A 24710-nucleotide genomic window follows, 5' to 3' on the forward strand; every position below is an offset into this window, starting at 1 on the left:
CCAGGGGGCCTGACCCTCCAAACTGCGATCCACCAAAATCTGACCTTGACTTTGCCCGGTCGCAGTTTTCACGCGCCGCAGGCATTCCGCCACTTCGTATATGAGTGTAACAAGTTCCGCGTCCGTGGCGAGAGAGAATTGTGAACATAACCGTGTTATCCGGCCTGACTCGCCGCATTGCTTCGCCGCCGGCGACACGCCGGGCCAGTGTATTGTGATACCCATGTCTCCAGGCGCCGCGACCCCGCCGAAATCCGTCGCCGTTCTCGTCGTCGCCGCCGGGCGCGGATCGCGAGTCGGCGGCGACGTTCCCAAGCAATACCGGCTGCTGGGCGGCCGGACCGTTCTGGCGCGCACGCTCGCTTTGTTCGAGCGGCATCCGTCCGTCGGCAGCATCGTCGTGGCGATCGGGCCGGACGACGAGCCGCTGTTCCGCCCGAGCGCCCGCGGGATCGGCAAGCTTGCGGGCGTCGTGGTCGGCGGCAGGACGCGGCAGGCATCCTGCCTGGCGGGGCTGCAGGCGCTGGCGCCGGCCAAACCCGACATCGTCCTGCTGCACGATGCCGCCCGCCCCTTCGCCTCCGCCGGCCTGATCGACCGGGCCATCGAGGCGGCGCTTCTCCACGGCGCCGCCGTCCCCGGCCTGGCGGTGACCGATACCGTCAAGCGCATCGATGCGGACGGGCGGGTCGTCGATACGCCCGAGCGGGCGCTCCTGCGCTCGGTGCAGACGCCGCAGGCCTTCGCGTTCGGCCTCATCCATGACGCCCATCTGCGCGCCGCTTCCGCCGGCATCGAGACGCTGACCGACGACGGCGCCGTCGTCGAATGGGCCGGACATCCCCTTTTCGTGTTTGAAGGCGAGGCAACCAACATGAAGCTCACCACCGAAGCCGATTTCCAGCGTGCCGAACAGGCCGTCTCGCCGCTCGCCGCCCTCGGCGACGTCCGCACCGGCACGGGCTTCGACGTCCACGCCTTCACGGACGGCGACCATGTCTGGCTGAACGGCGTCAGGATCCCGCATGAGCAGGCGCTGAAGGGGCATTCGGACGCCGATGTCGGCCTGCACGCCCTCACGGATGCGATCCTCGGGGCGATCGGCGACGGCGATATCGGTTCGCATTTTCCGCCGTCCGATCCGCAATGGAAGGGCGCCTCGTCCGACCGCTTCCTCGCCCATGCCGCCGGCCTCGTCGCCCGCCGCGGGGGCGCCATCGCGCATCTCGACGTGACGATCCTGTGCGAGGCGCCGAAGATCGGGCCTCACCGCGAGGCGATGCGGGCCCGCATCGCGGACATCGCCGCCATTCCCGTCGATCGCGTCGGCGTGAAGGCGACGACGACGGAAAGCCTCGGCTTCACCGGGCGGCGCGAGGGCATCGCCGCGATGGCCTCCGCCACCGTGCGCCTGCCCTGGAACTGACGGCGCTCGCGGCACAGGCGGGAAAACGACCATGGAGCGGCTCATGAACGACGACATCTTCTTCCGGCAGGCCGAAGCGGTCCTCGCGGCCTGCCGCGGCAAGGGCCTGACGGTCGCCACGGCGGAATCCTGCACCGGAGGCCTCGTCGCCGGCGCCCTCACCGCGGTGCCCGGCTCGTCCGACGTGGTCGACCGCGGCTTCGTCACCTATTCGAACGAGGCCAAGATCGAGATGCTCGGCGTTCCCCGGGCGCTGATCGAGCGGGACGGCGCGGTGAGCGAAAGCGTCGCCTTCGCCATGGCGGAGGGCGCCGTAGGCCATTCGCGGGCCGGCCTTTCGGTGGCGATCACCGGCGTTGCCGGTCCGGGCGGTGGCACCGCGGCAAAGCCGGTCGGGCTGGTGCATTTCGCGGCCTGGAGCCGCCGGGGCCCCCGCCTCCACGTCGAGCGGCGATTCGGCGAACTCACGCGCTCCGAGATCCGCAAGCGGTCGGTCGAGCAGGCGCTGGACCTGCTGCTGCAGCTGGCCGGCGAGATCACGGTCCTGGCCTGACGCCTTGCCGGACATGCCGCAGCGCTCCGGGAGGCCCGCCGCACGGAAGCGGGCTGTGGCGCTACGCCGTACCGAGCGCCTTGCGGCCGTATATGACGTCGGCACGCTTTTCGAAGGCGTCGGCGAAACGCCGGAACGCCGCATCGAACATGGTGCCCATCAGCATGCCCAGCATGCGGGACCGGAAGCTGTAGTCGATGAAGAATTCGACGATGCAGCCGCCGGCGCCGTCATCCTTGAAGCTCCAGCGGTTCTCGAGATGGCTGAACGGGCCGTCGAGATATTCGACCAGGATTTCCAGCCGGTCCCTGTTCATGGTGACGCGGCTGCCGAAGGTCTCGCGGATGAGCTTGTAGGCCACCGTCATGTCCGCGATCATGATCAGCCGGCCGTCCGCCTGAGGCTGGCGGCTGCGCACGCGCAACGCCGCGCACAGCGGCACGAAAAGCGGGTATTTTTCCACGTCGGCAACGAGAGCGAACATCTCGTCTGGCGAATGCCTGACACGGCGGGAAGTGCGGAAAGACGGCATGAACAGAACTCCGATGCCCTCATATAGGCATCGGCGCAGGGGCGGAATAGCCTTCCGCCTCGTCTCGGTGCGCCTGCGATGCAGAAAACACGCGGCGGCCTCCTGCGCCCCGCCGCTTCTCCTCACCGTCCCAGTTTGGCGGCGCGGTTGGTCTTGAGCTTGGCGAAGTCGTCCCCCGCATGATGGGAAGACCGCGTCAGCGGCGAGGCGGAAACCATCAGGAAGCCCTTGGCATAGGCCACCGTCTCGTAGCTCTTGAACTCGTCGGGCGTGACATAGGCCACGACCGGATGATGCTTGCGGGACGGCGCGAGATATTGGCCGATGGTGATGAAGTCGACATCGGCGGAACGCAGATCGTCCATCAGTTGCAGGACCTCGTTCCGCTTCTCGCCGAGCCCGACCATGATGCCGGATTTGGTGAAGATCGACGCATCGATTTCCTTGACGCGCTGCAAGAGCCGCATCGAATGGAAATAGCGCGCGCCCGGCCGCACGGTGAGGTAGTTCGAGGCGACGGTTTCGAGATTGTGGTTGAACACGTCGGGGCGGGCCGCCACCACCGTCTCCAGGGCCCCGTCCTTGCGCAGGAAGTCGGGCGTCAGCACCTCGATCGTCGTGCCCGGCGCGTGCCGGCGGATGGCACGGATGACCTCCGCGAAGTGCTGCGCACCGCCGTCGGCGAGATCGTCCCGGTCGACGGAGGTGATCACCACATGGTTGAGGCCGAGCTTGGCCACGGCGATGCCGGTGTGCTCCGGCTCGTTCGGGTCGAGCGGCCCGGGAAGCCCGGTCCGCACGTTGCAGAAGGCGCAGGCCCGCGTGCAGGTGTCGCCCATGATCATGAAGGTCGCGTGCTTCTTGTCCCAGCACTCGCCGATATTGGGGCAGCCCGCCTCCTCGCAGACGGTGACGAGCTTGTTCTCCTTCACGATCGCCTGCGTGTCGCGCCAGCCCGGGGAGCCCGGCGCCTTGACCCGGATCCATTCCGGCTTGCGCAGCATCGGCTGGTCCGGCCGATGGGCCTTTTCGGGATGGCGGGGACGGCTGTCGTTGTTCAGGAGGTCGACGACAACGGGCATGGCGGACCTTTCGGTTGAGGCGGGGCGGCCGGCTTCGCGCGAAGCGGCCGCCGCAGGATCATATATGGATAGCGCGGCCGTAGGCGTCCAGAACGCTTTCATGCATCGTCTCCGACAATGTCGGATGCGGGAACACCGCGTGCATGAGATCCTCTTCCGTGGTCTCCAGGTTCATGGCGATGACGAAGCCCTGGATCAGTTCGGTGACTTCGGCGCCGACCAGATGGGCACCGAGGAGCTTTCCGGTCTTGGCGTCGAACACCGTCTTCACCAGTCCCTCGGGCTCGCCGAGCGCGATCGCCTTGCCGTTGCCGATGAAGGGGAAGCGGCCGACCTTGACGGTGTAACCGGCCTCCCTGGCCTTCTTCTCTGTCAGGCCGACGCTGGCGATCTGCGGCGTGCAATAGGTGCAGCCGGGGATCTTGTCCTTTTCGAGCGGATGGGGGTGCTGCCCGGCGATCGCCTCGATGCAGACCACGCCTTCATGCTCGGCCTTGTGGGCCAGCATCGGCGGCCCGGCGACATCGCCGATGGCGTAGATGCCCGCGACGTTCGTCTTGCCGTAGCCGTCGATGACGACGCAGCCGCGATCGGTCTTCACGCCGAGCTTCTCGAGCCCGAGATTCTCGATGTTGCCGACCACGCCGACCGCCGAGATCAGCCTGTCCGCCTCGATCACCTGCGTCTTGCCGTCGGCGGTCTCGACCGTCGCCTTGAGCGAGTTCTCGCCCTTGTCGACCTTGACGACCTTGGCGCTCGACAGGATCCTGATGCCCGCCTTCTCGAAGCGCTTGCGGGCGTGGGCGGCGATCTCCTCGTCCTCGACGGGGAGGATCTGCGGCAGCACCTCCACCACCGTCACCTCGGCGCCCATGGTGCGGTAGAAGGAGGCGAATTCGATGCCGATGGCGCCCGAGCCGACCACGAGGAGCTTCTTGGGCATGACCGCCGGCACCATGGCGTCGAAATAGGTCCAGATCAGCTTGCCGTCGGGTTCGAGGCCAGGCAGCACGCGCGGACGCGCGCCGGTGGCGACGATGATGTGCTTGGCCTGGTAGATGCCGGGCGCCTGCGCGCCCTTCGGCGCGGCGACCGGCGGCCCCTGTACCGACCGGGTCGACGGGATGACGTTGATCTCGCCGGGCTTGGTCACCGTCGCCACGCCCCAGATCACATCGACCTTGTTCTTCTTGAGGAGGAAGCCAACGCCGGTGTTGAGCTGGTTGGCAACGCCGCGCGAGCGCTTGACCACCGCCGCCGTGTCCGGCCTGATCGTACCGTCGAGCACGAGGCCGTAATCCCCCGCATGCTCGGCATAGTGAAGGATCTCGGCCGAGCGCAGCAGCGCCTTGGTGGGAATGCAGCCCCAGTTGAGGCAGATGCCGCCGAGATGCTCGCGCTCGACGATCGCCGTCTTCAGCCCGAGCTGCGCCGCCCGGATGGCCGTGACATAGCCGCCGGGTCCCGAGCCGATGATGATCACGTCGTAGGAAGTCATGAAACGTCTCCAGAAAGGCTCGGCTGTTGGCTAGAGGAGCGCGACGCTCGGGCCTCCCCTCCCCCTCGCGGGGAGGGGTAAGGGGTGGGGGGCGACGGGTGAAGTGCGGCGAAGATCGTGTCGACGACAGACCGGGTCGCCCTCATGACGTCATGGTTCGAGAAGCGAAGCACCTCGAAGCCGGCATTGGCCAGATATGCATCGCGTTTCTCGTCGTGCCTCGCTTGTCTTTCGAAACCGTGCTGGTTGCCGTCGACTTCGACAATGAGACGCGCGCCCAGATGGACAAAATCTGCGACATAGGGACCGATCGCCACCTGACGCCGAAAATGACTACCGTCTTCAGGTAGGTCCTTTCTCAGGGATCGCCAGAGCCTGCGCTCAGGATCCGTCATGTTCCGGCGCTGGTCGACAGCCAGCGCCTTGGCGCGAAATGTTGCGCCGACATGTGAAGGCGTGCGTGCCCATTTTCCCGCGGGCGGCATCAGCTGTCACGCCTCCCACCCCTTACCCCTCCCTGCAAGAGGGAGGGGAGATCCAAGCGTTGCGTCTCGTTGATGGCGCCAAAGGCATCCATCGCCATACCTCACACCAGCATGCCCAGCGGCTTTTCGATGTAGCCCCGGATCGCCTGCATCAGTTCGGCGCCGAGGGCGCCGTCGACGGCGCGGTGGTCGGTGGAGAGCGTCAGCGACATCAGCGTGGCGATCTTGATCTCGCCGCCGCGCACCACCGGCTGCTGGATGCCGGCGCCGACCGCGAGGATCGTCGCATGCGGCGGGTTGATGACGGCGGAGAACGCCTTGATGCCGAACATGCCGAGATTGGAGACCGCGCCGGTGCCGCCCTGATATTCCTCCGGCTTGAGCTTGCGGCTCTTGGCACGGGCCGCGAGATCCTTCATCTCGCCGGAGATGGCGGACAACGTCTTGTTGCCGGCATCGCGGATGATCGGCGTGATCAGGCCGCCGGGAATGGAGACGGCAACGCCGACATCGGCCTGGCGATGCTTGAGCATGGCGCCCTCGGTCCAGGAGACGTTGGCGTCCGGCACGGCGCGCAGCGCCAGCGCATAGGCCTTGATCACCATGTCGTTGACGGAGATCTTGAAGGACGGCTTGCCGTCCTTCGTCAGCGGCGCGCCATGGTTGATCTGCTCGCGCAAGGCGAGAAGGGCGTCGATATCGACGTCCACCGTCAGGTAGAAATGCGGAATGGTGGACTTGGCCTCCACGAGGCGGCGCGCGATCGTCTTGCGCATGCCGTCATGGGGAACCTCCTCGTAGGAGCCGGGCGCGAACAGTTTCCTGACGGCCTCGTCCGAGGCCGCGGCGGGCACGGGCGCCGCCGCCTTGGCGGGCGCGGCCGGTGCAGGCGCAGCGGCCGCCGGCCTGGCACCGCCGCCGGCGACAGCCGCCTGGATATCGCGCTCGACGATCCGGCCATGCGGCCCGGAGCCGGCCACGGCGGAAAGATCGAGGCCCGCCTCCTTGGCGAGACGCCTGGCCAGCGGCGAGGCGAAGACGCGCGAGTCGCTCCGCGCCGGTGCGGAGGCCACCGCGGGCGGCGCGGCGGCGGGCGGCGCGGCGGCGGGCGCCGCTGCCGGCCTCGAAGCTTCCACAGGCTTGACCTCTTCGGAAGGCTTGGGAGCTTCGGAAGGCTTAGGAGCCTCCTTCGCCGGCGCTGCGCCGGCCCCGGCGGCCACGGCCTTAGCGTCCTCGCCCTCCGAGGCGATCACCGCGATCAGCTCGTTGACGGGAACGTCCGTCGTTCCTTCGGGCACCACGATCCTGGCGAGCACGCCCTCGTCGATCGCCTCGACTTCCATCGTCGCCTTGTCCGTCTCGATCTCGGCGAGGACGTCGCCGGACTTGACGGCGTCGCCTTCCTTCTTCAGCCATTTGGTGAGGTTGCCCTTCTCCATCGTCGGCGAAAGGGCGGGCATCAGGACGTTCGCAGGCATGGTGCGCTCCTCAGCGATAGAGGACGGCCTTGGCCGCCTCGACGACTTCGGCCGCGTTCGGCAAAGCCAGCTTTTCCAGATTGGCCGCATACGGCATCGGCACGTCCTTGCCCGAAACCCGGGCAACCGGCGCGTCGAGATAGTCGAAGGCCTGCTCGTGGATGCGGGCGGCGACTTCGGCCGCGACACCGGACTGTTGCCAGCCCTCCTCGACGACGACGCAGCGGCCGGTCTTCTTCACCGAGGCGACCACGGTCGCCGAATCGAGCGGACGCAGGGTACGCAGGTCGATGATCTCGGCCTCGATCCCCTCGGCGGCCAGCAATTCGGCGGCCTTGAGCACATAGGTCATGCCGATCGACCAGGCGACCAGCGTGACGTGGCGGCCCGGCTTGACCACCTTGGCCTTGCCGATCGGTAGGGTGAAGTCGTCGAGCTTCGGAACGGGATTGCTGTGGCCGTACAGGATCTCGTTTTCGAGGAAGACGACCGGGTTCGGGTTGCGGATCGCCGATTTCAGCAGGCCCTTGGCGTCGGCCGCCGAATAGGGCGCGATCACGGTCAGGCCCGGAATATGCGAATACCAGGCGCTGTAGTCCTGGCTGTGCTGGGCGGCGACGCGGGCCGCCGCGCCGTTGGGGCCGCGGAACACGATCGGGCATCCCATCTGCCCGCCGGACATATAGAGCGTCTTGGCGGCCGAATTGATGATCTGGTCCATCGCCTGCATGGCGAAGTTGAAGGTCATGAACTCGACGATCGGACGCAGCCCGGCCATCGCGGCACCGATGCCGAGACCGGCGAAGCCATGCTCGGTGATCGGCGTATCGACGACGCGGCGGGCACCGAATTCCTGCAGGAGGCCCTGCGTGATCTTGTAGGCGCCCTGATATTCGGCGACCTCCTCGCCCATGACGAAGACCTTGTCGTCGCGGCGCATTTCCTCGGCCATCGCATCGCGCAACGCCTCGCGCACCGTCATGGTGACGAATTCGGTGCCGGCCGGAATCTCTCCCGAAGCGTCATGCGCCTCGGCGGCGGGCGGGACGTCCCTGGCCACGGCGGGGGCGGCGACGGCGGGCGTCACGGCCGGAGCGGCGGCTGCGGGAGCAGGCGCCTGGGCCGCGGGAGCCTCAGTGGCGGGAGCTTGAGCAGCCGGCGCCGGCTCGCTTTCGCCCTCGCCCTTGATGAACGCGATCTTGGTGTTGACCGCGACATTGTCCGTGCCTTCGGGGATGAGGATCTGTGACAGCACGCCCTCGTCGACCGCTTCGACCTCCATCGTCGCCTTGTCGGTCTCGATTTCGGCGATGACGTCACCCGATTTGATGGTGTCACCTTCCTTCTTGATCCATTTGGACAGTTTGCCCTGCTCCATCGTCGGGGAAAGGGCCGGCATCAATACGTCAGGCATAGGTGCCTCGAATTCTGGGATGGATTAACGCGGGAGCGGACGAACCGTGCAAGGCGGCCGACGACATCGTCACTTCAGGATGTCGGTCCACAGTTCCGAGGGATCCGGCTCCGGATCATGGGTGGCGAAATCGGCGGCATCGTTGATGATCTCCCGGATGTCGGAATCGATCTTCTTCAACTCCTCCTCCGCGAGGCCGTGCTCGTTCAGCAGCCGGGCCCGGCTCTGCTCGATCGGGTCATGCTCGGTCCGCATCTTCTGGACCTCGTCCTTCGTCCGGTATTTGGCCGGGTCGGACATCGAATGGCCGCGATAGCGGTAGGTCAGCATCTCCAGGATATAGGGACCCTTGCCGGACCGGGCATGCTCGATCGCCTTGAGGCCCGCGGCATGGACGGCGCGCACATCCATGCCGTCCACCTGCTCGCCGGGAATGTTGAAGGACAGGCCGCGGCGGGAAAAATCGGTCTGCGCCGAGGCGCGGTTCACCGAGGTGCCCATCGCATATTTGTTGTTCTCGATGACGTAGACCACCGGCAGCTTCCACAGCGCCGCCATGTTGAAGCTCTCATAGACCTGGCCCTGGTTGGCCGCGCCGTCGCCGAAATAGGTCAGGCTCACCGAGCCGTCCTGCCGGTAGGCGCCGGCGAAGGCGAGGCCGGTGCCGAGGGAGACCTGCGCGCCGACGATGCCGTGGCCGCCATAGAAGCCCTTCTCGACCGAGAACATGTGCATGGAGCCGCCCTTGCCGTGGGAATAGCCCCCGCGCCGGCCGGTCAGCTCGGCCATCACGCCGCGGGAAGCCATGCCCGTCGCCAGCATGTGGCCATGGTCACGATAGCCCGTGATGATCTTGTCGCCCTCACGCACGGCCTTCTGCATGCCGACGACCACGGCTTCCTGCCCGATATACAGGTGACAGAAGCCGCCGATCAGCCCCATGCCGTACATCTGGCCCGCCTTCTCCTCGAAGCGCCGGATCAGCAGCATCTCGCGATAGGCCTCGAGCTCCTGCGCCTTGTCGAACGCCGGCGACGCCGCGGCGCCCCTGCCGGCCGTGCGGGCAGGCTTGGACGCTTTGCTGGCGCTGGCGACGGCCTTGGTGGCTGTAGCGGCCATGGACCCTCCGAAAATATTGATGGCTTAGCTGACAGACAGCTAGCGCATCCAATACCAAAAAGCGAGGGGCAGGCGCCATGCTGCAGTGCAACATGTTGAATGCGCAACAGAATTGGTAATCAACCGGAATTCAATTAATTGAAGGATCAACTGAAATCGAATTAATTTCGTGACATGAATTCGTTGCAAAATCCGGGTCGGGAGCGGCGGCTGAAAGTAAACGTCGTTTCGCCTCGGCGGCAGCGCAACAAGCGGAAAGCCAAGCCTATTTCGGCAGAAACACAATTACGTCATTTGGATGGACGAAGCCGAGAAGCTCGCGGGATTTTTCTTCCAGCATGTCGGGGTCGATCGTGTCGGCGCGGAGGAGATTCACCCGGCGCTCGAGCGCGGCATGCTGGTCCTTCAGCGACGCCAGCTCGTCGCTCAATTTCTGCTTCTGCTGGTCAAATTGGCGCTGGGCCTGGATGCCGTGGTCCCCGTTGAAGGCCTGGAACGAGAAATAGGCGATTGCCGCCGCCGTCCCGACGAAGAGGGCGAGCTGGTTGAGGAAGGCACGAAGGCGTGTGCGGATGACCATGCCGCCATGATGGCGCGAGGTGGTTGATTTTGTGTTGAGACTTTATGCTGCACTGCAGCATCCAGCGCCCCGGGCGTGGCGAGCCATTCGCCTATCACAGGATCGCCATGCAAAAAGAAATGCCGGAAGGCAAGGTTGCTTTCCGGCATCGAAGTAAAGTGCCGACCGCTCCGTCGGGAGGCGGTGCGGAAAGCGTCAGGCGAGCGCCTTCAAGGCGGCGCGGCCGCCATACAGCGCCTGCGTTCCCAGGGCTTCCTCGATGCGCAGGAGCTGATTGTACTTCGCGGTACGGTCGGAGCGGGCCAGGGAGCCGGTCTTGATCTGTCCGCAATTGGTGGCGACGGCGAGATCGGCGATGGTCGAATCCTCGGTCTCGCCGGAGCGATGCGACATCACCGCGCGATAGCCCGCCTTGTGCGCCATCTCCACGGCGGCGAGCGTCTCGGTAAGGGTACCGATCTGGTTGACCTTGACGAGGATCGCATTGCCGAGGCCCTGCTTGATGCCCATGGAGAGGCGCTCGGTGTTGGTGACGAACAGGTCGTCGCCGACAAGCTGCACCTTGCTGCCGATCTTGTCGGTCAGGAGCTTCCAGCCCTCGAAATCATCCTCGGAAAGGCCGTCCTCGATCGATACGATCGGGTAGTCGGCGGCGAGCGAAGCCAGATAGTCGGCCTGGGCCGCGATGTCGCGCTTCACGCCTTCGCCGGTGTAGTCATAGACGCCGCCCTTGAAGAATTCGGTGGCCGCGCAGTCGAGCGCGAGCATGACGTCGCCGCCCGGCTCGTAGCCGGCCTCCTCGATCGCCGTCATGACGAAGTCCAGCGCCGCCTTGGCAGAAGGCAGGTTCGGGGCAAAGCCGCCCTCGTCGCCGACATTGGTGTTGTGGCCCGCCTTCTTCAACGCCTTCTTCAGCGTGTGGAAGATTTCGGCGCCCATGCGCAGGCCTTCGGCGAAGCTCTCGGCGCCCACCGGCATCACCATGAACTCCTGGAAGTCGATGGGATTGTCGGCATGGACGCCGCCATTGACGATGTTCATCATCGGGACCGGCAGGACGCGAGCCGAAGCGCCGCCGACATAGCGCCAGAGCGGCAGGCCGGAAGACTGCGCCGCGGCCTTCGCCACCGCCAGGGAAACGCCGAGAATGGCATTGGCGCCGAGACGCGCCTTGTTGGCGGTGCCGTCCAGATCGATCATCGTCTGGTCGATCTGGATCTGGTCCTCGGCGTCGAGCCCGCCCAGCGCGTCGTAGATTTCGCCATTGACGGCATCGACGGCCAGCTGGACGCCCTTGCCGCCATAGCGCTCGTCGCCGTCGCGCAGTTCGACCGCTTCATGGGCGCCCGTCGAGGCGCCCGAGGGAACCGCCGCGCGCCCCATCGATCCGTCTTCCAGCAGGACATCGACCTCGACCGTCGGATTGCCGCGGCTGTCGAGAATTTCGCGCGCGATGATGTCGCTGATGGCGGTCATGGGGCTGCTCCTGTTCGGTTGTGACGTCGGTCCGGCTCATAGCGGATGAGAGGAAGAGGCGGAAGAGTAAAACAATGTCATGGGAACGCCATCGATCGGAGCGCTCCCGGGTTGAAAGCGCCGGATTCCAGCGCCTCCCGTTTCGTATATCCCGTCATATCGGCCAGTCCATGGCCGCTGCAGAACGCAAAGCTTGCATCCGCCCCGGAAATGGCGGAATGGCTCGCCTCGACTCTAGCCTGCCATACGCGAAGCTTTCGCGACGGCCTTTTGACGCATGGCGGGATCCGGCCGCGTGCCGGGTCCCCACCATGCGAGCGAGGACCCATGACGTCTTTCGACCCTTCCACGCTGCAGCTGGGCAGCGCCGCCGCCATCCCCTCTTCGCCCAGGGAAGCCCGCCTCGACAGGGTGCCCAACCCGCAGGCGGACACGCTCTATCTCACGCGCTTCACCTGCCCGGAATTCACCTCGCTCTGCCCGGTGACCGGCCAGCCCGACTTCGCCCACCTCGTCATCGACTATGCCCCGAGGGACTGGCTGGTGGAGTCCAAATCCCTCAAGCTCTACCTCGCCAGCTTCCGCAACCACGGTGCGTTCCACGAGGACTGCACGGTCGCGGTCGGCCGGCGGCTGGTAGACCTGCTCGATCCGCACTGGCTGCGCATCGGCGGTTATTGGTATCCGCGCGGCGGCATGCCCATCGACGTGTTCTGGCAGACCGGCAAGCCGCCGGAGAGCCTCTGGCTGCCCGACCAGGGCGTGCCGACCTATCGCGGACGGGGCTGAGCGGCAGCGCGGACATCCTGTCCGCTCTTTCCTAGCCCCCCGCGTTTCAGGATGCGGGCTGGAAGCCCGCGCTCCCGGGGGATCAGCTCTTGGCGATCTCGTCGAACTGCTTCAGCCGCTTCAACAGGGCTTCGAGTTCGCGCAGCGGCACCATGTTCGGGCCGTCCGACGGGGCGTGGTCGGGATCCTGATGGGTCTCGATGAACACGGCGGCGACGCCGACCGCCACCGCCGCACGGGCGAGGACGGGCACGAATTCGCGCTGGCCGCCGGACGAGGTCCCCTGCCCGCCCGGCTGCTGCACCGAATGGGTGGCGTCGAACACCACGGGCGCGCCGATCTGCCGCGCCATGATCGGCAGAGAGCGCATGTCGCTCACCAGCGTGTTGTAGCCGAAGGAGACGCCGCGCTCGGTCACCAGCACGTTGGGGTTACCGGCTTCGGTGATCTTGGCGACGACGTTGGCCATATCCCAGGGCGCCAGGAACTGGCCTTTCTTGACGTTGATCACCCGCCCGGTGCGCGCCGCGGCGACAAGCAGGTCGGTCTGCCGGGAGAGGAAGGCCGGGATCTGCAGCACGTCGACCACCTGCGCCAGCTTCGCGCATTGCTCGATCTCATGCACGTCGGTGAGCACGGGCAGGCCGAATTTCTCGCGGATCTCAGCGAAGACCGGCAGCGATTTGTCGAGGCCGACGCCGCGCGCGCCCTTGGCGGAGGTGCGGTTGGCCTTGTCGAAGGAGGTCTTGTAGATCAGGCCGATGCCGAGCCGGTCGGTGATCTCCTTGATCGCCGCCGCCATCTCCATCGCATGGTCGCGGCTTTCCATCTGGCACGGACCAGCGATCAGTGTCAGCGGCAGCGCATTGCCGATGCGCAGGGAGCCGAGGGCGACGACAGGATTGGGTTTCATGATCGATCCGGGGTGGGTTCATCGGGGATGGGGATGGAGGCACGGGGACACCGAGGCAACCGCGGCCTCGCCGGTCAGGCGCGCGGCGCGCCCGCCTTCGGCTCCTCGAACAGGATCGCCGTGCCGAAATTGTCGGGGGCGGCGACCGCCAGATGCCGGCGGTGGCGGAGGAAGGGAATGCCGGCCTCCTCCAGCCGCTGCGCCATCGCCTCGAGAGGCGCCGAGACCTTGAACGCCGCAAGGCGCGGACCGCCGGCCGGCGACAGAGAAGGCTCCAACCCCAGCACATCGCGATAGCAGTCGGGCGTCATCGCCTCGATCGTCCCGCGCGGCGTCACGATCGCCATGTTGCGTGCACCGGCGCAGGCCGCCCTCGATGCCGTGAAGGCTTCGAAGAACGGCACCAGCGCCGCCGGCGTTTCCGCCAGCAGCACCACGCCGGCGACGCCCGTGGCGCCGTTCGGATGGCGCTGGAAGGCGGGATTCCAGAAATTCTGCGGTTCGTGCTGCTGGCAGGCGAAGAAGCCGGCCTCGGGCATGGCGGGATCGGCGGCAAATGCCAGCGTGAAGGCGACCCGCGCCTTCGTGCCGTCCGGCTTCACCGCGATGCGCTCGAAGAAGAACGGCCTGAAGCCACCGATGCCGGCCGCATCGAAGGCCTCCTTGTCGGCCGCCGCGTCCAGCGATTCCACCACCAGCATCGGGAAGCCGTCGCCATGGGCGTCGAACTGGCGAGCGATCGTGCGGGCGAAGCTCATCGTTTCCGGTTCGGGCGCGGGAAGCTCGATCCCCTCGCCCAGCGTGATGAGTTCGAGAAAGGTGCCCGGCATCTGCACGATGCGGTTCTCGGTGCCCCAGGGATGGCGGTTGCGCGCCCCGACGGTGAAGCCCATCGAGCGGTAGTGGTCGGCCGCGGCATCGAGGTCGCGCGTGGCGAGAACGAGATGGTCGAGACCGCGCGCCATGGCATGCTCCTGGATTGCCCGCCGACAGGGCCCGATCGCCTCACCGGCCTTCCCGCAAGGCCGGTCAGGACGACCGGCCTTGCGACTACACCATCCGGCTCTGCTCCACCGCGGCCGCGATGAAGCTGGAGAACAGCGGATGCGGCTGGAACGGGCGGGACTTCAGTTCGGGATGATACTGCACGCCGATGAACCAGGGATGGTCGTCATACTCGATCGTCTCCGGCAGGAGGCCATCGGGCGACAGGCCGCAGAACACCATGCCCTTCTGCTCCAGCCGCTCGCGATAGCCCATATTGACTTCGTAGCGATGGCGATGGCGCTCGGAGATGGAGGTTGTATCGTAGATGGCGGCGATCTTCGAGCCGCGCTTGAGCGTCGCCTGATAGGCGCCGAGCCGCATGGTGCCGCCGAGGTCGCCGCCCTGCGCACGCTGCTCGAGCTCGTTGCCCTTCATCCACTCCGTCATCAGGCCGACCACCGGCTCGCTGGTCGGGCCGAATTCGGTCGAGTTGGCCTCTGCGATGCCGGCAAGGGAGCGCGCTCCTTCGATCACCGCCATCTGCATGCCGAAGCAGATGCCGAAATATGGCACCTTGCGTTCGCGCGCGAAGGTCACCGCCTTGATCTTGCCTTCGGCGCCACGCTGGCCGAAGCCGCCCGGCACGAGGATGCCGTGCACATGTTCGAGATAGGGCGTGGGATCGCCCTGCTCGAAGATCTCGCTCTCGATCCAGTCGAGATTGACCTTCACGCCGTTGGCGATGCCGCCATGGGTGAGGGCCTCGATCAGCGATTTATAGGCATCCTTGAGCCCGGTATACTTGCCGACGATGGCGATGGTGACCTCGCCCTCGGGATTGTGGATCGTCTGGGAGATCCTGCGCCAGCGCGACAGGTCCGGCCGCGGCGCATCCTCGATGCCGAAGGCCGCGAGCACTTCGCCGTCGAGGCCCTGCTCGTGATAGGCCACCGGCACGTCGTAGATCGAGGCGACGTCGCGAGCCTCGATCACCGCGGCCTCGCGGACATTGCAGAAGAGCGCGAGCTTGCGCCGCTCCTCCCGCGGGATCTCGCGGTCGGTCCGGCACAGGAGAATGTCAGGCTGGATGCCGATCGAACGCAATTCGGCAACCGAATGCTGGGTCGGCTTGGTCTTGAGCTCGCCGGCCGAGGGAATATAGGGCAGCAGCGTGAGGTGGGTGTAGATGCAGGCTCCGCGCGGCAGGTCGTTCTTGATCTGGCGGATCGCCTCGAAGAAGGGCAGGCCCTCGATGTCGCCGACCGTCCCGCCGATCTCGACCAGCACGAAGTCGATGCCGTCATTGCCCTTCAGCACGAACTCCTTGATGGCGTTGGTGACGTGGGGAATGACCTGGATGGTGGCGCCGAGATAATCGCCGCGCCTCTCCTTGGTGATGATGTCGAGATAGATGCGGCCGGTGGTGATGTTGTCGTCCCTCGAAGCGGGACGGCCGGTGAACCGCTCGTAATGGCCGAGATCGAGATCGGTCTCCGCGCCGTCGTCCGTCACGAAGACTTCGCCGTGCTGATACGGGCTCATCGTGCCCGGATCGACGTTGAGGTAAGGATCGAGCTTGCGCAGACGAACCTTGTAGCCGCGCGCCTGCAGGAGCGCGCCGAGGGCGGCGGAGGCCAGACCTTTGCCGAGAGAGGAGACCACGCCGCCGGTTATGAAAATGTACCGCGTCATGGAGCCCCACTTAATGAAAAACAAAATGATTCGACGAGCGGGCAACAACTGCCCGCGGGATTATTTTCACGACCGATCGAGCCGTCCGGCCAGGGCCGGACGGCGACTCGCCGCTACGGCTTGGCGGGAGCGGCCGGCGCCGGCGCGGCGGGCTGCTGCTGCAACTGGTCGAACAGGGTGCCGCCGGAATTGCCGGCGGGCGCGGCGGGCTGCTGGGCGGGGGCGCCCGACTGCGACGCCGGGGCGGCCGGGGCCCGGATCTGGTCGAGCAGCGACCCCGAGGAACTGCCGTGATAATTGGCGAGGATGCTCAGAAGGAGGCTGGTGATGAAGAAGGCCGTCGCGAGGCCTGCCGTCGCCCGCGTGAGCAGGTTGGCCTGGCCGCGTCCGGTCATGAAACCGCCCGTGCCACCGCCGATGCCGAGCCCACCGCCTTCGGAACGCTGCAGGAGCACCACGACGACGAGCGCGAGAACCACCATGAGGTGGATCGAAATGAGAACGGTTTGCATTGACTGATCCGGATATAATTCGCGCGGGTTCCTACACGAAGAGAGGGCCCCTGGCTACCCCCGCGCATATAGGATGGCAATTCGGGCTGCACCAGCCCCCTATTTCGGCCAAAGATCGGTCACGACGCCTTCCGCGAGGCGACGAACGTCTCGTGCTCCCGCAGCAGCTCGCCGGAGAGCGCCTTGGCGATCAGGGTCCGCGTCTCGGCGATGCCGTAGATGGCGACGAAGGAGCCGAAGCGCGGGCCGCGCTGCTCGCCGAGCAGGATGCGGTACAGCGTGTTGAACCATTCGAGCGACACGCCCGGCCGTTCGGGCGTGGCGCCCTTGGCCTTGAAATCCTGGTAGGGCGGCAGGGCGCGGCCGACGTCGTAGACCGCCTCCTGGATGGCGGCGGCGTCGGCGCCGGGCGGCAGGTCGGCGAGGGCCTGCGAGAGCTTCTCCAGCGCGGCCTTTTCCTCTGCGGTGGGTGCCGCATAGCGCTTTGCCGGCTTCACGAAATCGCGGAAATAGCGGATGGCGAAGCCCACCATGGCGTCGAGGCGCGGATGGGTCGCCGCGCTGGCGCCGGGCGCGTAGCGCTGCAGGAACGCCCACAGCACGTCCTTGGATTCGGCATTGGCCACCGCCACCAGGTTGAGGAGCAGGGCGAAGGTGACGGAAGTGCGTTCCCCGTCTCCGCCGATCGTCTCGGGCTGGGGCGGATGGCCGCCATGGATATGCCAGACCGGGTTGCCGAGCCTGTTCTTCCAGTCCTGCTTTTCATAGCCGCCGAGGAATTGGAGATAGTCGTCGACGGCGCGCGGGATGACGTCGAAATAGAGCCGCTTGGCCTCGCGCGGCTTCTGATACATGAACAGGGCGAGGCTGTCGGGCGAGGCGTAGGTCAGCCACTCGTCGATCGAAAGGCCGTTGCCCTTGGTCTTGGAGATCTTCTGGCCGTTCTCGTCGAGGAACAGCTCGTAGTTGAAACCGTCGGGCGGCGTGCCGCCGAGGGCGCGCACGATCTCGGACGACAGCTTCACCGAATCGATCAGGTCCTTGCCGGCCATTTCATAATCGACGCCGAGCGCATACCAGCGCATCGCCCAGTCCGGCTTCCATTGCAGCTTGCAATGGCCGCCGGTCACCGGCGTCTCGAAGCGCTCGCCGGTTTCCGGATCCTTCCAGACGATGGTGCCGGCCTCGGCGCGGGTCTCCTCGACGGGCACCTGCATGACGATGCCGGTCTTTGGGTGAATCGGCAGGAACGGCGAATAGGTGGAGGCACGCTCCTCGCGCAGGCTCGGCAGCATCACCGCCATCACCGCATCCATATGGCGCAGCATGTGCAGCAGCGCCGCATCGAAGCGGCCGCTCCGATAGCATTGCGTCGAGGACAGGAATTCATATTGGAAGCCGAAGCTGTCGAGGAAGCGCCTGAGCATCGCATTGTTGTGATGCGCGAAGCTCTCATACTGGCCGAAGGGGTCGGGAACCTGCGTCAGGGGCTTGCCGAGATTGGCCTGCAGCAGGGCGGGGTTCGGCACGTTGCCCGGCACCTTGCGCAGCCCGTCCATATCGTCGGAAAAGGCGATCAGGCGCGTCGGCACGCGGCCCTCGGTCAGCACCTGGAAGGCGTGCCGTACCATGCTGGTGCGCGCCACCTCGCCGAAGGTGCCGATATGCGGCAGGCCGGAGGGGCCGTAGCCGGTCTCGAACAGGATCTCTTTCGCGTCTCCGGGCCGCTTCTCGAGCCGCGAGACGAGCTTCCTCGCCTCCTCGAACGGCCAGGCGGCGGAAACGTTTGCGGCCGCGACGAGCTCGGCCGGATAGAGATTTGACATGATGAACTCGACGATTCCTGCTAGCTGCGGAGGACGACCGGCCGTTCCCGGCGGTTTGGCCTTTGCCGGCAGCCTGTTGACGCACAGCCTTATTCAGGCTGCGTCGCAGCGTCAATCTTGGTGAGGCGCGGGTGCGGCGCAAGACGTGGCGCAACAAGAAGCGGCGGACGCGGAAAAGGCATGTCGATCACCGATTATCTCACCGCCGCCATCGTGACCCTGCTGGTGGTGGTCGATCCCCCGGGCCTCGGTCCCATCTTCCTGGGCCTGACGCGCGGCATGACGAAGGACCAGCGCCATGCCGTCGCATGGCGGGCGAGCGTGATCGGCGGGGGCGTGCTCGCCTTCTTCGCCCTTGCCGGAGAGCCCTTCCTGCGACTGCTCGGCATTTCGACACCGGCCCTGCGCATCGCCGGCGGCCTGCTGCTGTTCGTGATCGCCTATGAGATGGTGTTCGACCGCTCCAATACGCGCAAGAGCGAAACCGCGGAGACCGCGATCACCAAGGATTTCATTTCGAACGTCGCGGCCTTTCCCCTGGCGATCCCGCTGATCGCCGGGCCGGGCGCGATCACCGCCACCATGCTGCTGGCGGAACAGGCCCATGGCCGGATCGTCGATTTCGGCATGCTGTTCGTGGTGATCGCCCTCGTCATGGTGGGCTGCTATGTCTCGTTCCGCCTGGCATCGGTCATCAACAGGCTGCTCGGCATCACCGGCAATGTGGTGCTGACGCGCCTGCTCGGCATCGTGCTGTCGGCCCTGGCGGTGCAGTTCATCCTGGATGGAGCGCGCGCCGTCCTGGCCGGATGAGCGCCTGTGCGGCGCCGGACCCGACGGGGCGGGCGGGGACGCTTCTTCCGCCCCCTGCCCGCCTCCGGACCTCTCAGAACGGAATGTCGTCGTCCATGTCGGAGCTGGAGAACTTGCTGCCTGCCGCCGCCGGTGCCGGACGGCGTTCCATCGGGCTGGCTGCTCCGAAATCGGCGCCGGCATAGTCGCGGCCGCCCTCGGCAGCCGGGGCGCCGCCGCCGCGAGAATCGAGCAGCGTCATCTCGCCGCGATAGCGCTGCAGCACGATCTCGGTCGAATATTTTTCGACGCCCTGCTGGTCATTGTATTTGCGTGTCTGGAGCTGGCCTTCGATATAGACCTTGGAGCCCTTGCGCAGATACTGCTCGGCAATGCGCGCCAGCCCTTCGTTGAAGATGACGACGCTGTGCCATTCGGTCTTCTCCTTGCGCTCGCCGGTCGCCTTGTCGCGCCAGCTCTCGGTCGTCGCCACCCTGAGATTGACCACCGGCTCGCCGGAATTGAGACGCCGTACCTCCGGATCACGGCCGAGATTGCCGATAAGAATAACCTTGTTCACCGATCCCGACATCGGCATCCTCCTTCGCTTCACGGCGCCGGCACAGAATCCGGCCGCACGCCTCCACGCGCCGTCAAAGCGCGTCATCGCTTCTGCTTTAACATGTCCTCGGCGCGGAATACGCCAGGGAGCGCATTTATGCCTTGCCTATCCCCAACCAAATGGCCGTATGCCGCGAGCACGCTTTTGTTCCACATTTGTTCGCGCGATGCAAGCTTCGATTCGAGCCGGCGAAGCATTCCGTCCGCCTCGCCCTGCGCAGATCAGATTTTTCGGTCACCCCCTCTGCGCGGGGCCCGTGCGGTCTGCGGCAATACTGTGGAGACACGTGATATTTTCGATGAAAACCCTTGCCATCATTGCTGATGTTGCAGGATAAACGCGGGATGGATTCCGCGACGGATCCTCCCATCGCTCTTTCGCCACATTGGCCGTGCAGGGAGGCTGATCGCTCACAGTGAACTCTATGCGAGGGCAGCATCATGGCAGGACTTGGACAACAGCGCGACTCCACCGACAGCGCCAACACTGTGGCCGCCTTGGGCCTGCGGCGTGCGGCGCTGCGTGGCATGCTCGCCTCCCCGATCATCGACGCGGATGACCAGAAGGGCCTGCGCGACGAGCTCGTGAACGAGTTGCGCTCGATCGCGCTCTCGATTTCGCGCGCTCCCTCGAAGAACGCCGTCGAACTCTGCGCCAAGCTCGACGTTCTCGGCGAGGAATATCGCCCGGACGGCGACAGCGGCACCATCCGCGAGCTGATCGCCAGCGTCCGCCGCGACGTCGTCAGCCTGACCGCACGGCCGGCCGTGCAGGAGCGCTCCTCCTTCCAGACGATCCGCCCGCTGCATAACCAGCGCGCCACCGACGCGCATGCCGCTTCGGCAGACGCGGACAAGCACGACGGCGACTAAACGCCCGGCTCCAAAAGCCTTCATGGACAAAAGCCCTGCGCGACGATGCCGTCGGCAGGGTTTTTCTTTTGCCCGTTCGAGCCGCCGCCGTCTTGGCTCACCTCGGTTTGCCGGGCCCGAAGGTCTGCCCGTTCACCGTGATCCTCCTTGCCAGGCTGTCGAATTCGACATCCCACACGGCACGCCCGTCCGGGCCCGCCTTCGCCAGGCCTTTGATGAAGGCGAGGCTGAGCAGGGCGCGCTGCCTGTTGGGCAGGGATGAACCGTTGATCGCCGCGATCAACCCGTCCAGCCCACTGGCCGAAATGGTCGCCGTGCCCTGCTGGGCGGGAACGATGGACGTGTCGCCCCGCCCTGTGACATCCAAGCCGGATGCCTTGAGTTCCTGCTCGAAATGGAGGCGCGGATGGCCTTGCGCGAACAGGCCGGCGAGCGCCGCGTGCAAGTCGCCCGGCAGAGGCGGGTATTTGGTGGCGTCGAAGTCCCGGATGACCCGGCGGGCCATGGCCTCGAGATCGAAGCCCGCAATCTCGAAATCCAGCCGCCCCTGCGTCGGCACGAAAGACTTGGCCCAGTCGGGAACGAGGTCGTCCGGCAGGGAGAGCCCCGAGACCGCGATACCGAAGCTGTAGCGCGCCTGCGGAACGAGGCCAGTGCTGCGGATCTTCTCGTCGACGGCCGCCGCACGCACGATACCCGCAGGCGTTCCCATGCTGAAATCGTTGAGGACCATATCCCCCGAGATCTCCCGCCAGAGCGGCAGCGCGGCGAGCGCCTTCGACTTCATGCCCTCCTGTAGGGCGGCGATCCCGCCAGCCATGTCCTTGCCGGCCAGGAGAGCGATGATTTCCAGGATCTTGCCGGCGGCGAGACCCTTTACCGTGAAGTCCTGATGCGCGGCACCGGCCCGTATGACCGTCGCGGGCGTCGGCCGAAGTGGGTTCTTCACGGTCACGGTCTCGACGAGATCGGCCAGATCGGCCGTCATATGGGCGTCCACACTGTCGGCGGCCGGGGCGGCGCTTGTCTGGACGGCGATCCTTCCGAACGTGGCGTCGATATCCTCGACCGGCGTGCGCAGGGTCAGCGTCTGCCGATCGCAGCCTGACGTCGAACGGGAGAAGAGAGCGAGCTTCGGGTCGAACGTGCCGGTTGCCGTGCATCCCTCCAGCCGTTCCTCGAGACGGACGGCCGGAGCCTTCCCGGCGCTCGCGAAGGAAAAGAACAGAGGCGCCGGAGCCGAGGTCATTGCGTAGGTGCCGTCATCCTGAGGTGTCAGCTGGAGATGGAAGGGACCGAAGCGGATGACGGGACCGTCGGCGGGAAAACCCAGCTTGCCGCTGTCGAAGTCGGCGTCGAGCCCGTAGCTCTCCCCCTGCGGCGTGATGGTGATCAGCCCCTTGTCGAAAGGGGCCCGGCCGATGAAACGGGCCAGCGCATCCGTCAGGTCCCGGGCGCCCTGCGGCGTCGCCGGCTCCGCCCAGGCCGGCGATGCCGCGAAGCCGATGCCGACGAGCGCACCGAGGACCCTCGCCCGCGCGAGCGAAGCGACACAAGCAGCCGGCCTCCCGCTGCGCCGGCGAAGCCGGATCGAAGCGAGCATGGAAGCAGACATCGATATTCTCCTGCGATGAAATCCGTTGACGAAATGTTTCCCCCACGCCCGCCAAGATTCGAGAAAGCGAAGACCCGGCAATAGAAGACCAGACGCGACCGCCGCCGACAAGGGGCTCGCCCATCCATAAAAACAGGACGATGGCAAGGACGCCATGCTGCACGCGCGCGTTGCTATGCGTCCGCCTTTTCCCCCGAAGAGGTTGCTTCCGCCCGTCGTCCCGCGTCCGCGCCGCGCTTGCGGGATGCAGCGGGCATGGGATCGCCCCGATCTGCCTATGGCATCGGCCCATTAAAAAGGGAGGCGGATGACCGCCTCCCTCCCTTTGCTTGCATGACGGATGGTGAAGCCTATTGGTCGTCGCCACCCTTGCCGGCACTGAGGACCTGGCCGTTCACGCTCACCGCCTGGGTCGCCGCGTCGAAGTCGACGTCCCAGATGGCCTTGCCGTCCGGGCTGGAACGGGCCAGGCCCTTGAGCAGGGCGATGCCCATCATGGCCTGGTCCTTGTTGGGAACGTCCGCCTTGTTGATCGACGCGATGATCTGATCGAGATTGGTGGCGGAGATCGTCACCTTGCCGGTCTGCGACGGGAACACCGACATGGTGCCCTCGGCGCTCACCGCACCGGAGGAAGCCGTGAACGTGCTGGGCGACAGCGTGACATGCGGCTGGCCGCTGAGGGCGATGGCAAGGAATTGCCCCTTCAGGCTGTCGGGGATCGGCGGCTTCTTGGTGGCATCGAAGTTCTGGATGGCGAGGCGGGCGAGGCCGTCGAGATCGACGCCCGAGAACTTGACGTCGATATTGCCCTGGGTCGGCACCAGCGGCGTCGCCCATGCCGGGACGGGTCCCTCCGGCAGTTCGAGGCCGGCATATTTGAGGCCGATGCCGTAGGTCGCATCCTTGACGACGCCGGTGACGCCGAGCGTCTCCTCCAGGCTGCCGAGCTTGAACTCGCCCATCGGCGTGCCGACGCTGACGTCGCTCAGCGTGAGCCTGCCGCTCATATTGTCCCATAGCGGCAGGGCGGCGAGCAGCTTCTGCTTGATGGCGTCCTGCTGGGCGATGAGGTTCTTCCGTCCGCCGGCATTGGCCGCGAGCGAAACGAGATCGAGGGCCGGCGCGACCCGCAGATTGTCGATCGCCGCCGACTGGACGCCGGACTTGGCCTTGATCGTTATGGTGAGGGGCGTCTCCGAGTCCTTGAGCACGACCGTCTCGACGAAGTCGTTCAGCACGCCGTCCACACTGATCGTCGTGCCGTCCGGGCCCGCGGACCGGCCGGTCAGCTTGGTCGTGATCGCGCCGTAGCTGGCCTCGATATCCTGTTCCGGAGAATGCACGATGAGGGACGCACCGGGGCAGGACACGTCATAGCTCGAAAAGGCCGAAATCTTCGGATCGAACACGCCGGTCGACTTGCAGCCGTCCAGCTTGAAGCTCGCATCGATCGGCTTGTCTCCCTTCCTGGACATGGAATAGTCGATCGGGGAATCGGACGTCACCCCATAGGTGCCGTCGGCGTTCGGCGTCGCCATATAAACGAGCGGACCGATGTTGATGGTGACGCCGGCCTTGTCGGCCTCGCCGCGCAAGGCATTGAAGTCGACCTTCACGGCATAGGCGGCACCTTGCGGCGTAATGCTGACGACACCCTTGTCGAACATGGCCGGCCCGAACGTCTTCGACAGCGCATCCTGCAACTGCTTGGCTCCCTCGGGCGTCGCCGTCTGAGCAAACGCGGGAGCGGCGAACAGGGTCGCGGCGAGCAATGCGCCCTTGAAGGCGGCCAGAGAGGCGTAGTCGCGGCGTTTCATGCGATATTCCAGCATGGCATTTCCTTCATTGATGGGCCCGGTTTCGCGCGGCACATTGTTATCTCAAAACGAAACGGCGCGCACGCCTCAGCCAGCGAACCTTGGGATGCTCGACATCGGCGTGCTTCCGACGCGCCTGGCACATGGCCCGGTTCGGCGCCAAAAGGAGGTGCTCGAACGCACAGGCCACGATGCTCCCCAGGGCCGGTCCACCGTCAAGCCGGTGCGACCGTGGCGGCAAAGAAAAAGCCCGGATGAAATCCGGGCCAGGATATGCAGAGGGGCAGAGCGTCGCAGGTCCCAAACGCGCTCACCCCCGGCGAGTTCCGACAACCGGGCCACAAATCGTCGGGAATGCTGGCCGGCAGCCGCCGCGGCATGGTGCCTTGCGACATGGCGAAGCCGGGAAGACCGCACGGATCCGCCGAACGAAGAGCTGAAGGCTAGCCGCCGGCCTTCGCGTTGACGATCACCGGAAGATGCAGGCCGGCGAGCAGCCCTATGATCGAGAGGATCGTCAGGGCGAACATGGTCCAGGCGACATAGCCGACGATGGCGTTCTGGTTGTTTCTCATAAGCGGGTCGGTCCTCGCTGTGGCGTGACGGATGGGCCCGGGACACGCGATA

At 66.0% G+C, this 24710-nt stretch carries 23 protein-coding genes; 5 read left to right on the plus strand and 18 right to left on the minus strand.

Annotated elements, in window-relative coordinates:
• The first annotated feature begins 223 nt into the window (after window positions 1–223).
• A complete protein-coding gene (locus J3R73_RS18140) occupies window positions 224–1426 on the plus strand; it encodes a bifunctional 2-C-methyl-D-erythritol 4-phosphate cytidylyltransferase/2-C-methyl-D-erythritol 2,4-cyclodiphosphate synthase (protein WP_307429814.1) in 1203 nt (400 codons plus the stop codon).
• 43 nt (window positions 1427–1469) lie between these two features.
• Window positions 1470–1979, plus strand: a complete 510-nt coding sequence (locus J3R73_RS18145; RefSeq protein ID WP_307429817.1) for a CinA family protein — start codon at window positions 1470–1472, stop codon at window positions 1977–1979.
• Window positions 1980–2040: 61 nt separating this feature from the next.
• Here J3R73_RS18145 and J3R73_RS18150 read toward each other — a convergent pair whose 3' ends face one another.
• The 9 genes from J3R73_RS18150 to eno form a co-directional block, all read right to left on the minus strand.
• Window positions 2041–2511, minus strand: coding sequence for a type II toxin-antitoxin system RatA family toxin (locus tag J3R73_RS18150; RefSeq protein WP_307429821.1), 471 nt, complete (start codon window positions 2509–2511; stop codon window positions 2041–2043).
• Between the two features lie 122 nt (window positions 2512–2633).
• Window positions 2634–3593, minus strand: a complete 960-nt coding sequence (gene lipA / locus J3R73_RS18155) for a lipoyl synthase (protein ID WP_307429825.1) — start codon at window positions 3591–3593, stop codon at window positions 2634–2636.
• Between the two features lie 58 nt (window positions 3594–3651).
• Complete coding sequence (lpdA, locus tag J3R73_RS18160; RefSeq protein ID WP_307429829.1) at window positions 3652–5091, minus strand: dihydrolipoyl dehydrogenase; 1440 nt, start codon at window positions 5089–5091, stop codon at window positions 3652–3654.
• Window positions 5088–5576, minus strand: a complete 489-nt coding sequence (locus J3R73_RS18165) for an endonuclease domain-containing protein (protein WP_307429831.1) — start codon at window positions 5574–5576, stop codon at window positions 5088–5090. The genes lpdA and J3R73_RS18165 overlap by 4 nt, the downstream gene beginning before the upstream one ends.
• Window positions 5577–5677: 101 nt before the next feature.
• Complete coding sequence (locus tag J3R73_RS18170) at window positions 5678–7054, minus strand: pyruvate dehydrogenase complex dihydrolipoamide acetyltransferase (RefSeq protein WP_307429835.1); 1377 nt, start codon at window positions 7052–7054, stop codon at window positions 5678–5680.
• Between the two features lie 10 nt (window positions 7055–7064).
• Window positions 7065–8468, minus strand: coding sequence for a pyruvate dehydrogenase complex E1 component subunit beta (locus J3R73_RS18175; RefSeq protein ID WP_307429838.1), 1404 nt, complete (start codon window positions 8466–8468; stop codon window positions 7065–7067).
• A 69-nt stretch (window positions 8469–8537) separates the two neighbouring features.
• Complete coding sequence (pdhA, locus tag J3R73_RS18180) at window positions 8538–9587, minus strand: pyruvate dehydrogenase (acetyl-transferring) E1 component subunit alpha (protein ID WP_307429842.1); 1050 nt, start codon at window positions 9585–9587, stop codon at window positions 8538–8540.
• A gap of 265 nt (window positions 9588–9852) precedes the next feature.
• Entirely contained in the window at window positions 9853–10167 is a 315-nt protein-coding gene (locus tag J3R73_RS18185) for an FtsB family cell division protein (RefSeq protein ID WP_307429846.1), read from the minus strand.
• Between the two features lie 195 nt (window positions 10168–10362).
• A complete protein-coding gene (gene eno / locus J3R73_RS18190; protein ID WP_307429850.1) occupies window positions 10363–11643 on the minus strand; it encodes a phosphopyruvate hydratase in 1281 nt (426 codons plus the stop codon).
• A 327-nt stretch (window positions 11644–11970) separates the two neighbouring features.
• Here eno and queF point away from each other — a divergent pair, with 327 nt between their 5' ends.
• Window positions 11971–12432: a preQ(1) synthase gene (queF, locus tag J3R73_RS18195; RefSeq protein ID WP_307429852.1), complete on the plus strand. Its 462-nt coding sequence runs from the start codon at window positions 11971–11973 to the stop codon at window positions 12430–12432.
• 82 nt (window positions 12433–12514) lie between these two features.
• Here the strand turns inward: queF and kdsA are convergent, their stop codons facing one another.
• The 5 genes from kdsA to J3R73_RS18220 all read right to left on the minus strand — a co-directional run bounded on the left by kdsA (window position 12515) and on the right by J3R73_RS18220 (window position 18362).
• Complete coding sequence (kdsA, locus tag J3R73_RS18200) at window positions 12515–13345, minus strand: 3-deoxy-8-phosphooctulonate synthase (RefSeq protein WP_307429854.1); 831 nt, start codon at window positions 13343–13345, stop codon at window positions 12515–12517.
• A 74-nt stretch (window positions 13346–13419) separates the two neighbouring features.
• Window positions 13420–14310, minus strand: a complete 891-nt coding sequence (locus J3R73_RS18205; RefSeq protein ID WP_307429857.1) for a VOC family protein — start codon at window positions 14308–14310, stop codon at window positions 13420–13422.
• An 85-nt stretch (window positions 14311–14395) separates the two neighbouring features.
• Entirely contained in the window at window positions 14396–16024 is a 1629-nt protein-coding gene (gene pyrG / locus J3R73_RS18210) for a CTP synthase (RefSeq protein ID WP_307429860.1), read from the minus strand.
• Between the two features lie 113 nt (window positions 16025–16137).
• On the minus strand, window positions 16138–16536 hold the full coding sequence (gene secG / locus J3R73_RS18215) for a preprotein translocase subunit SecG (RefSeq protein ID WP_307429863.1): 399 nt from the start codon (window positions 16534–16536) through the stop codon (window positions 16138–16140).
• 119 nt (window positions 16537–16655) lie between these two features.
• Window positions 16656–18362, minus strand: a complete 1707-nt coding sequence (locus J3R73_RS18220) for a lysine--tRNA ligase (protein ID WP_307429865.1) — start codon at window positions 18360–18362, stop codon at window positions 16656–16658.
• Between the two features lie 180 nt (window positions 18363–18542).
• Between J3R73_RS18220 and J3R73_RS18225 the strand changes: the two genes are divergently transcribed.
• Window positions 18543–19175 carry a MarC family protein gene (locus tag J3R73_RS18225; protein ID WP_307429868.1) on the plus strand — a complete coding sequence of 211 codons (633 nt, stop codon included), beginning with the start codon at window positions 18543–18545 and terminating at the stop codon, window positions 19173–19175.
• A 73-nt stretch (window positions 19176–19248) separates the two neighbouring features.
• On the opposite strand, the gene ssb is transcribed toward J3R73_RS18225, so the two are convergent.
• Window positions 19249–19746: a single-stranded DNA-binding protein gene (gene ssb, locus J3R73_RS18230; protein WP_307429871.1), complete on the minus strand. Its 498-nt coding sequence runs from the start codon at window positions 19744–19746 to the stop codon at window positions 19249–19251.
• Window positions 19747–20216: 470 nt separating this feature from the next.
• Between ssb and J3R73_RS18235 the strand changes: the two genes are divergently transcribed.
• Window positions 20217–20648, plus strand: a complete 432-nt coding sequence (locus J3R73_RS18235) for a hypothetical protein (RefSeq protein ID WP_307429873.1) — start codon at window positions 20217–20219, stop codon at window positions 20646–20648.
• A gap of 97 nt (window positions 20649–20745) precedes the next feature.
• Here the strand turns inward: J3R73_RS18235 and J3R73_RS18240 are convergent, their stop codons facing one another.
• The 3 genes from J3R73_RS18240 to J3R73_RS18250 form a co-directional block, all read right to left on the minus strand.
• Window positions 20746–22263: a hypothetical protein gene (locus tag J3R73_RS18240; protein ID WP_307429877.1), complete on the minus strand. Its 1518-nt coding sequence runs from the start codon at window positions 22261–22263 to the stop codon at window positions 20746–20748.
• Between the two features lie 350 nt (window positions 22264–22613).
• Window positions 22614–24083, minus strand: coding sequence for a hypothetical protein (locus tag J3R73_RS18245; protein ID WP_307429880.1), 1470 nt, complete (start codon window positions 24081–24083; stop codon window positions 22614–22616).
• A gap of 443 nt (window positions 24084–24526) precedes the next feature.
• On the minus strand, window positions 24527–24658 hold the full coding sequence (locus J3R73_RS18250) for a hypothetical protein (RefSeq protein ID WP_307429883.1): 132 nt from the start codon (window positions 24656–24658) through the stop codon (window positions 24527–24529).
• Window positions 24659–24710 lie beyond the last annotated feature (52 nt).

Source organism: Labrys monachus (assembly GCF_030814655.1).
Taxonomy (GTDB): domain Bacteria; phylum Pseudomonadota; class Alphaproteobacteria; order Rhizobiales; family Labraceae; genus Labrys; species Labrys monacha.

Coding starts and splice junctions, on each gene's coding strand:
- ssb (WP_307429871.1), bottom strand. CDS start 19,746: ATGTCGGGATCGGTGAACAAGGTTATTCTTATCGGCAATCTCGGCCGT.
- J3R73_RS18165 (WP_307429831.1), bottom strand. CDS start 5,576: ATGCCGCCCGCGGGAAAATGGGCACGCACGCCTTCACATGTCGGCGCA.
- queF (WP_307429852.1), top strand. CDS start 11,971: ATGACGTCTTTCGACCCTTCCACGCTGCAGCTGGGCAGCGCCGCCGCC.
- J3R73_RS18240 (WP_307429877.1), bottom strand. CDS start 22,263: ATGTCTGCTTCCATGCTCGCTTCGATCCGGCTTCGCCGGCGCAGCGGG.
- J3R73_RS18250 (WP_307429883.1), bottom strand. CDS start 24,658: ATGAGAAACAACCAGAACGCCATCGTCGGCTATGTCGCCTGGACCATG.
- J3R73_RS18175 (WP_307429838.1), bottom strand. CDS start 8,468: ATGCCTGACGTATTGATGCCGGCCCTTTCCCCGACGATGGAGCAGGGC.
- J3R73_RS18245 (WP_307429880.1), bottom strand. CDS start 24,083: ATGAAACGCCGCGACTACGCCTCTCTGGCCGCCTTCAAGGGCGCATTG.
- J3R73_RS18205 (WP_307429857.1), bottom strand. CDS start 14,310: ATGGCGCGCGGTCTCGACCATCTCGTTCTCGCCACGCGCGACCTCGAT.
- lipA (WP_307429825.1), bottom strand. CDS start 3,593: ATGCCCGTTGTCGTCGACCTCCTGAACAACGACAGCCGTCCCCGCCAT.
- J3R73_RS18140 (WP_307429814.1), top strand. CDS start 224: ATGTCTCCAGGCGCCGCGACCCCGCCGAAATCCGTCGCCGTTCTCGTC.
- eno (WP_307429850.1), bottom strand. CDS start 11,643: ATGACCGCCATCAGCGACATCATCGCGCGCGAAATTCTCGACAGCCGC.
- lpdA (WP_307429829.1), bottom strand. CDS start 5,091: ATGACTTCCTACGACGTGATCATCATCGGCTCGGGACCCGGCGGCTAT.
- J3R73_RS18150 (WP_307429821.1), bottom strand. CDS start 2,511: ATGCCGTCTTTCCGCACTTCCCGCCGTGTCAGGCATTCGCCAGACGAG.
- J3R73_RS18220 (WP_307429865.1), bottom strand. CDS start 18,362: ATGTCAAATCTCTATCCGGCCGAGCTCGTCGCGGCCGCAAACGTTTCC.
- J3R73_RS18235 (WP_307429873.1), top strand. CDS start 20,217: ATGGCAGGACTTGGACAACAGCGCGACTCCACCGACAGCGCCAACACT.
- pyrG (WP_307429860.1), bottom strand. CDS start 16,024: ATGACGCGGTACATTTTCATAACCGGCGGCGTGGTCTCCTCTCTCGGC.
- secG (WP_307429863.1), bottom strand. CDS start 16,536: ATGCAAACCGTTCTCATTTCGATCCACCTCATGGTGGTTCTCGCGCTC.
- J3R73_RS18170 (WP_307429835.1), bottom strand. CDS start 7,054: ATGCCTGCGAACGTCCTGATGCCCGCCCTTTCGCCGACGATGGAGAAG.
- kdsA (WP_307429854.1), bottom strand. CDS start 13,345: ATGAAACCCAATCCTGTCGTCGCCCTCGGCTCCCTGCGCATCGGCAAT.
- J3R73_RS18145 (WP_307429817.1), top strand. CDS start 1,470: ATGAACGACGACATCTTCTTCCGGCAGGCCGAAGCGGTCCTCGCGGCC.
- pdhA (WP_307429842.1), bottom strand. CDS start 9,587: ATGGCCGCTACAGCCACCAAGGCCGTCGCCAGCGCCAGCAAAGCGTCC.
- J3R73_RS18185 (WP_307429846.1), bottom strand. CDS start 10,167: ATGGTCATCCGCACACGCCTTCGTGCCTTCCTCAACCAGCTCGCCCTC.
- J3R73_RS18225 (WP_307429868.1), top strand. CDS start 18,543: ATGTCGATCACCGATTATCTCACCGCCGCCATCGTGACCCTGCTGGTG.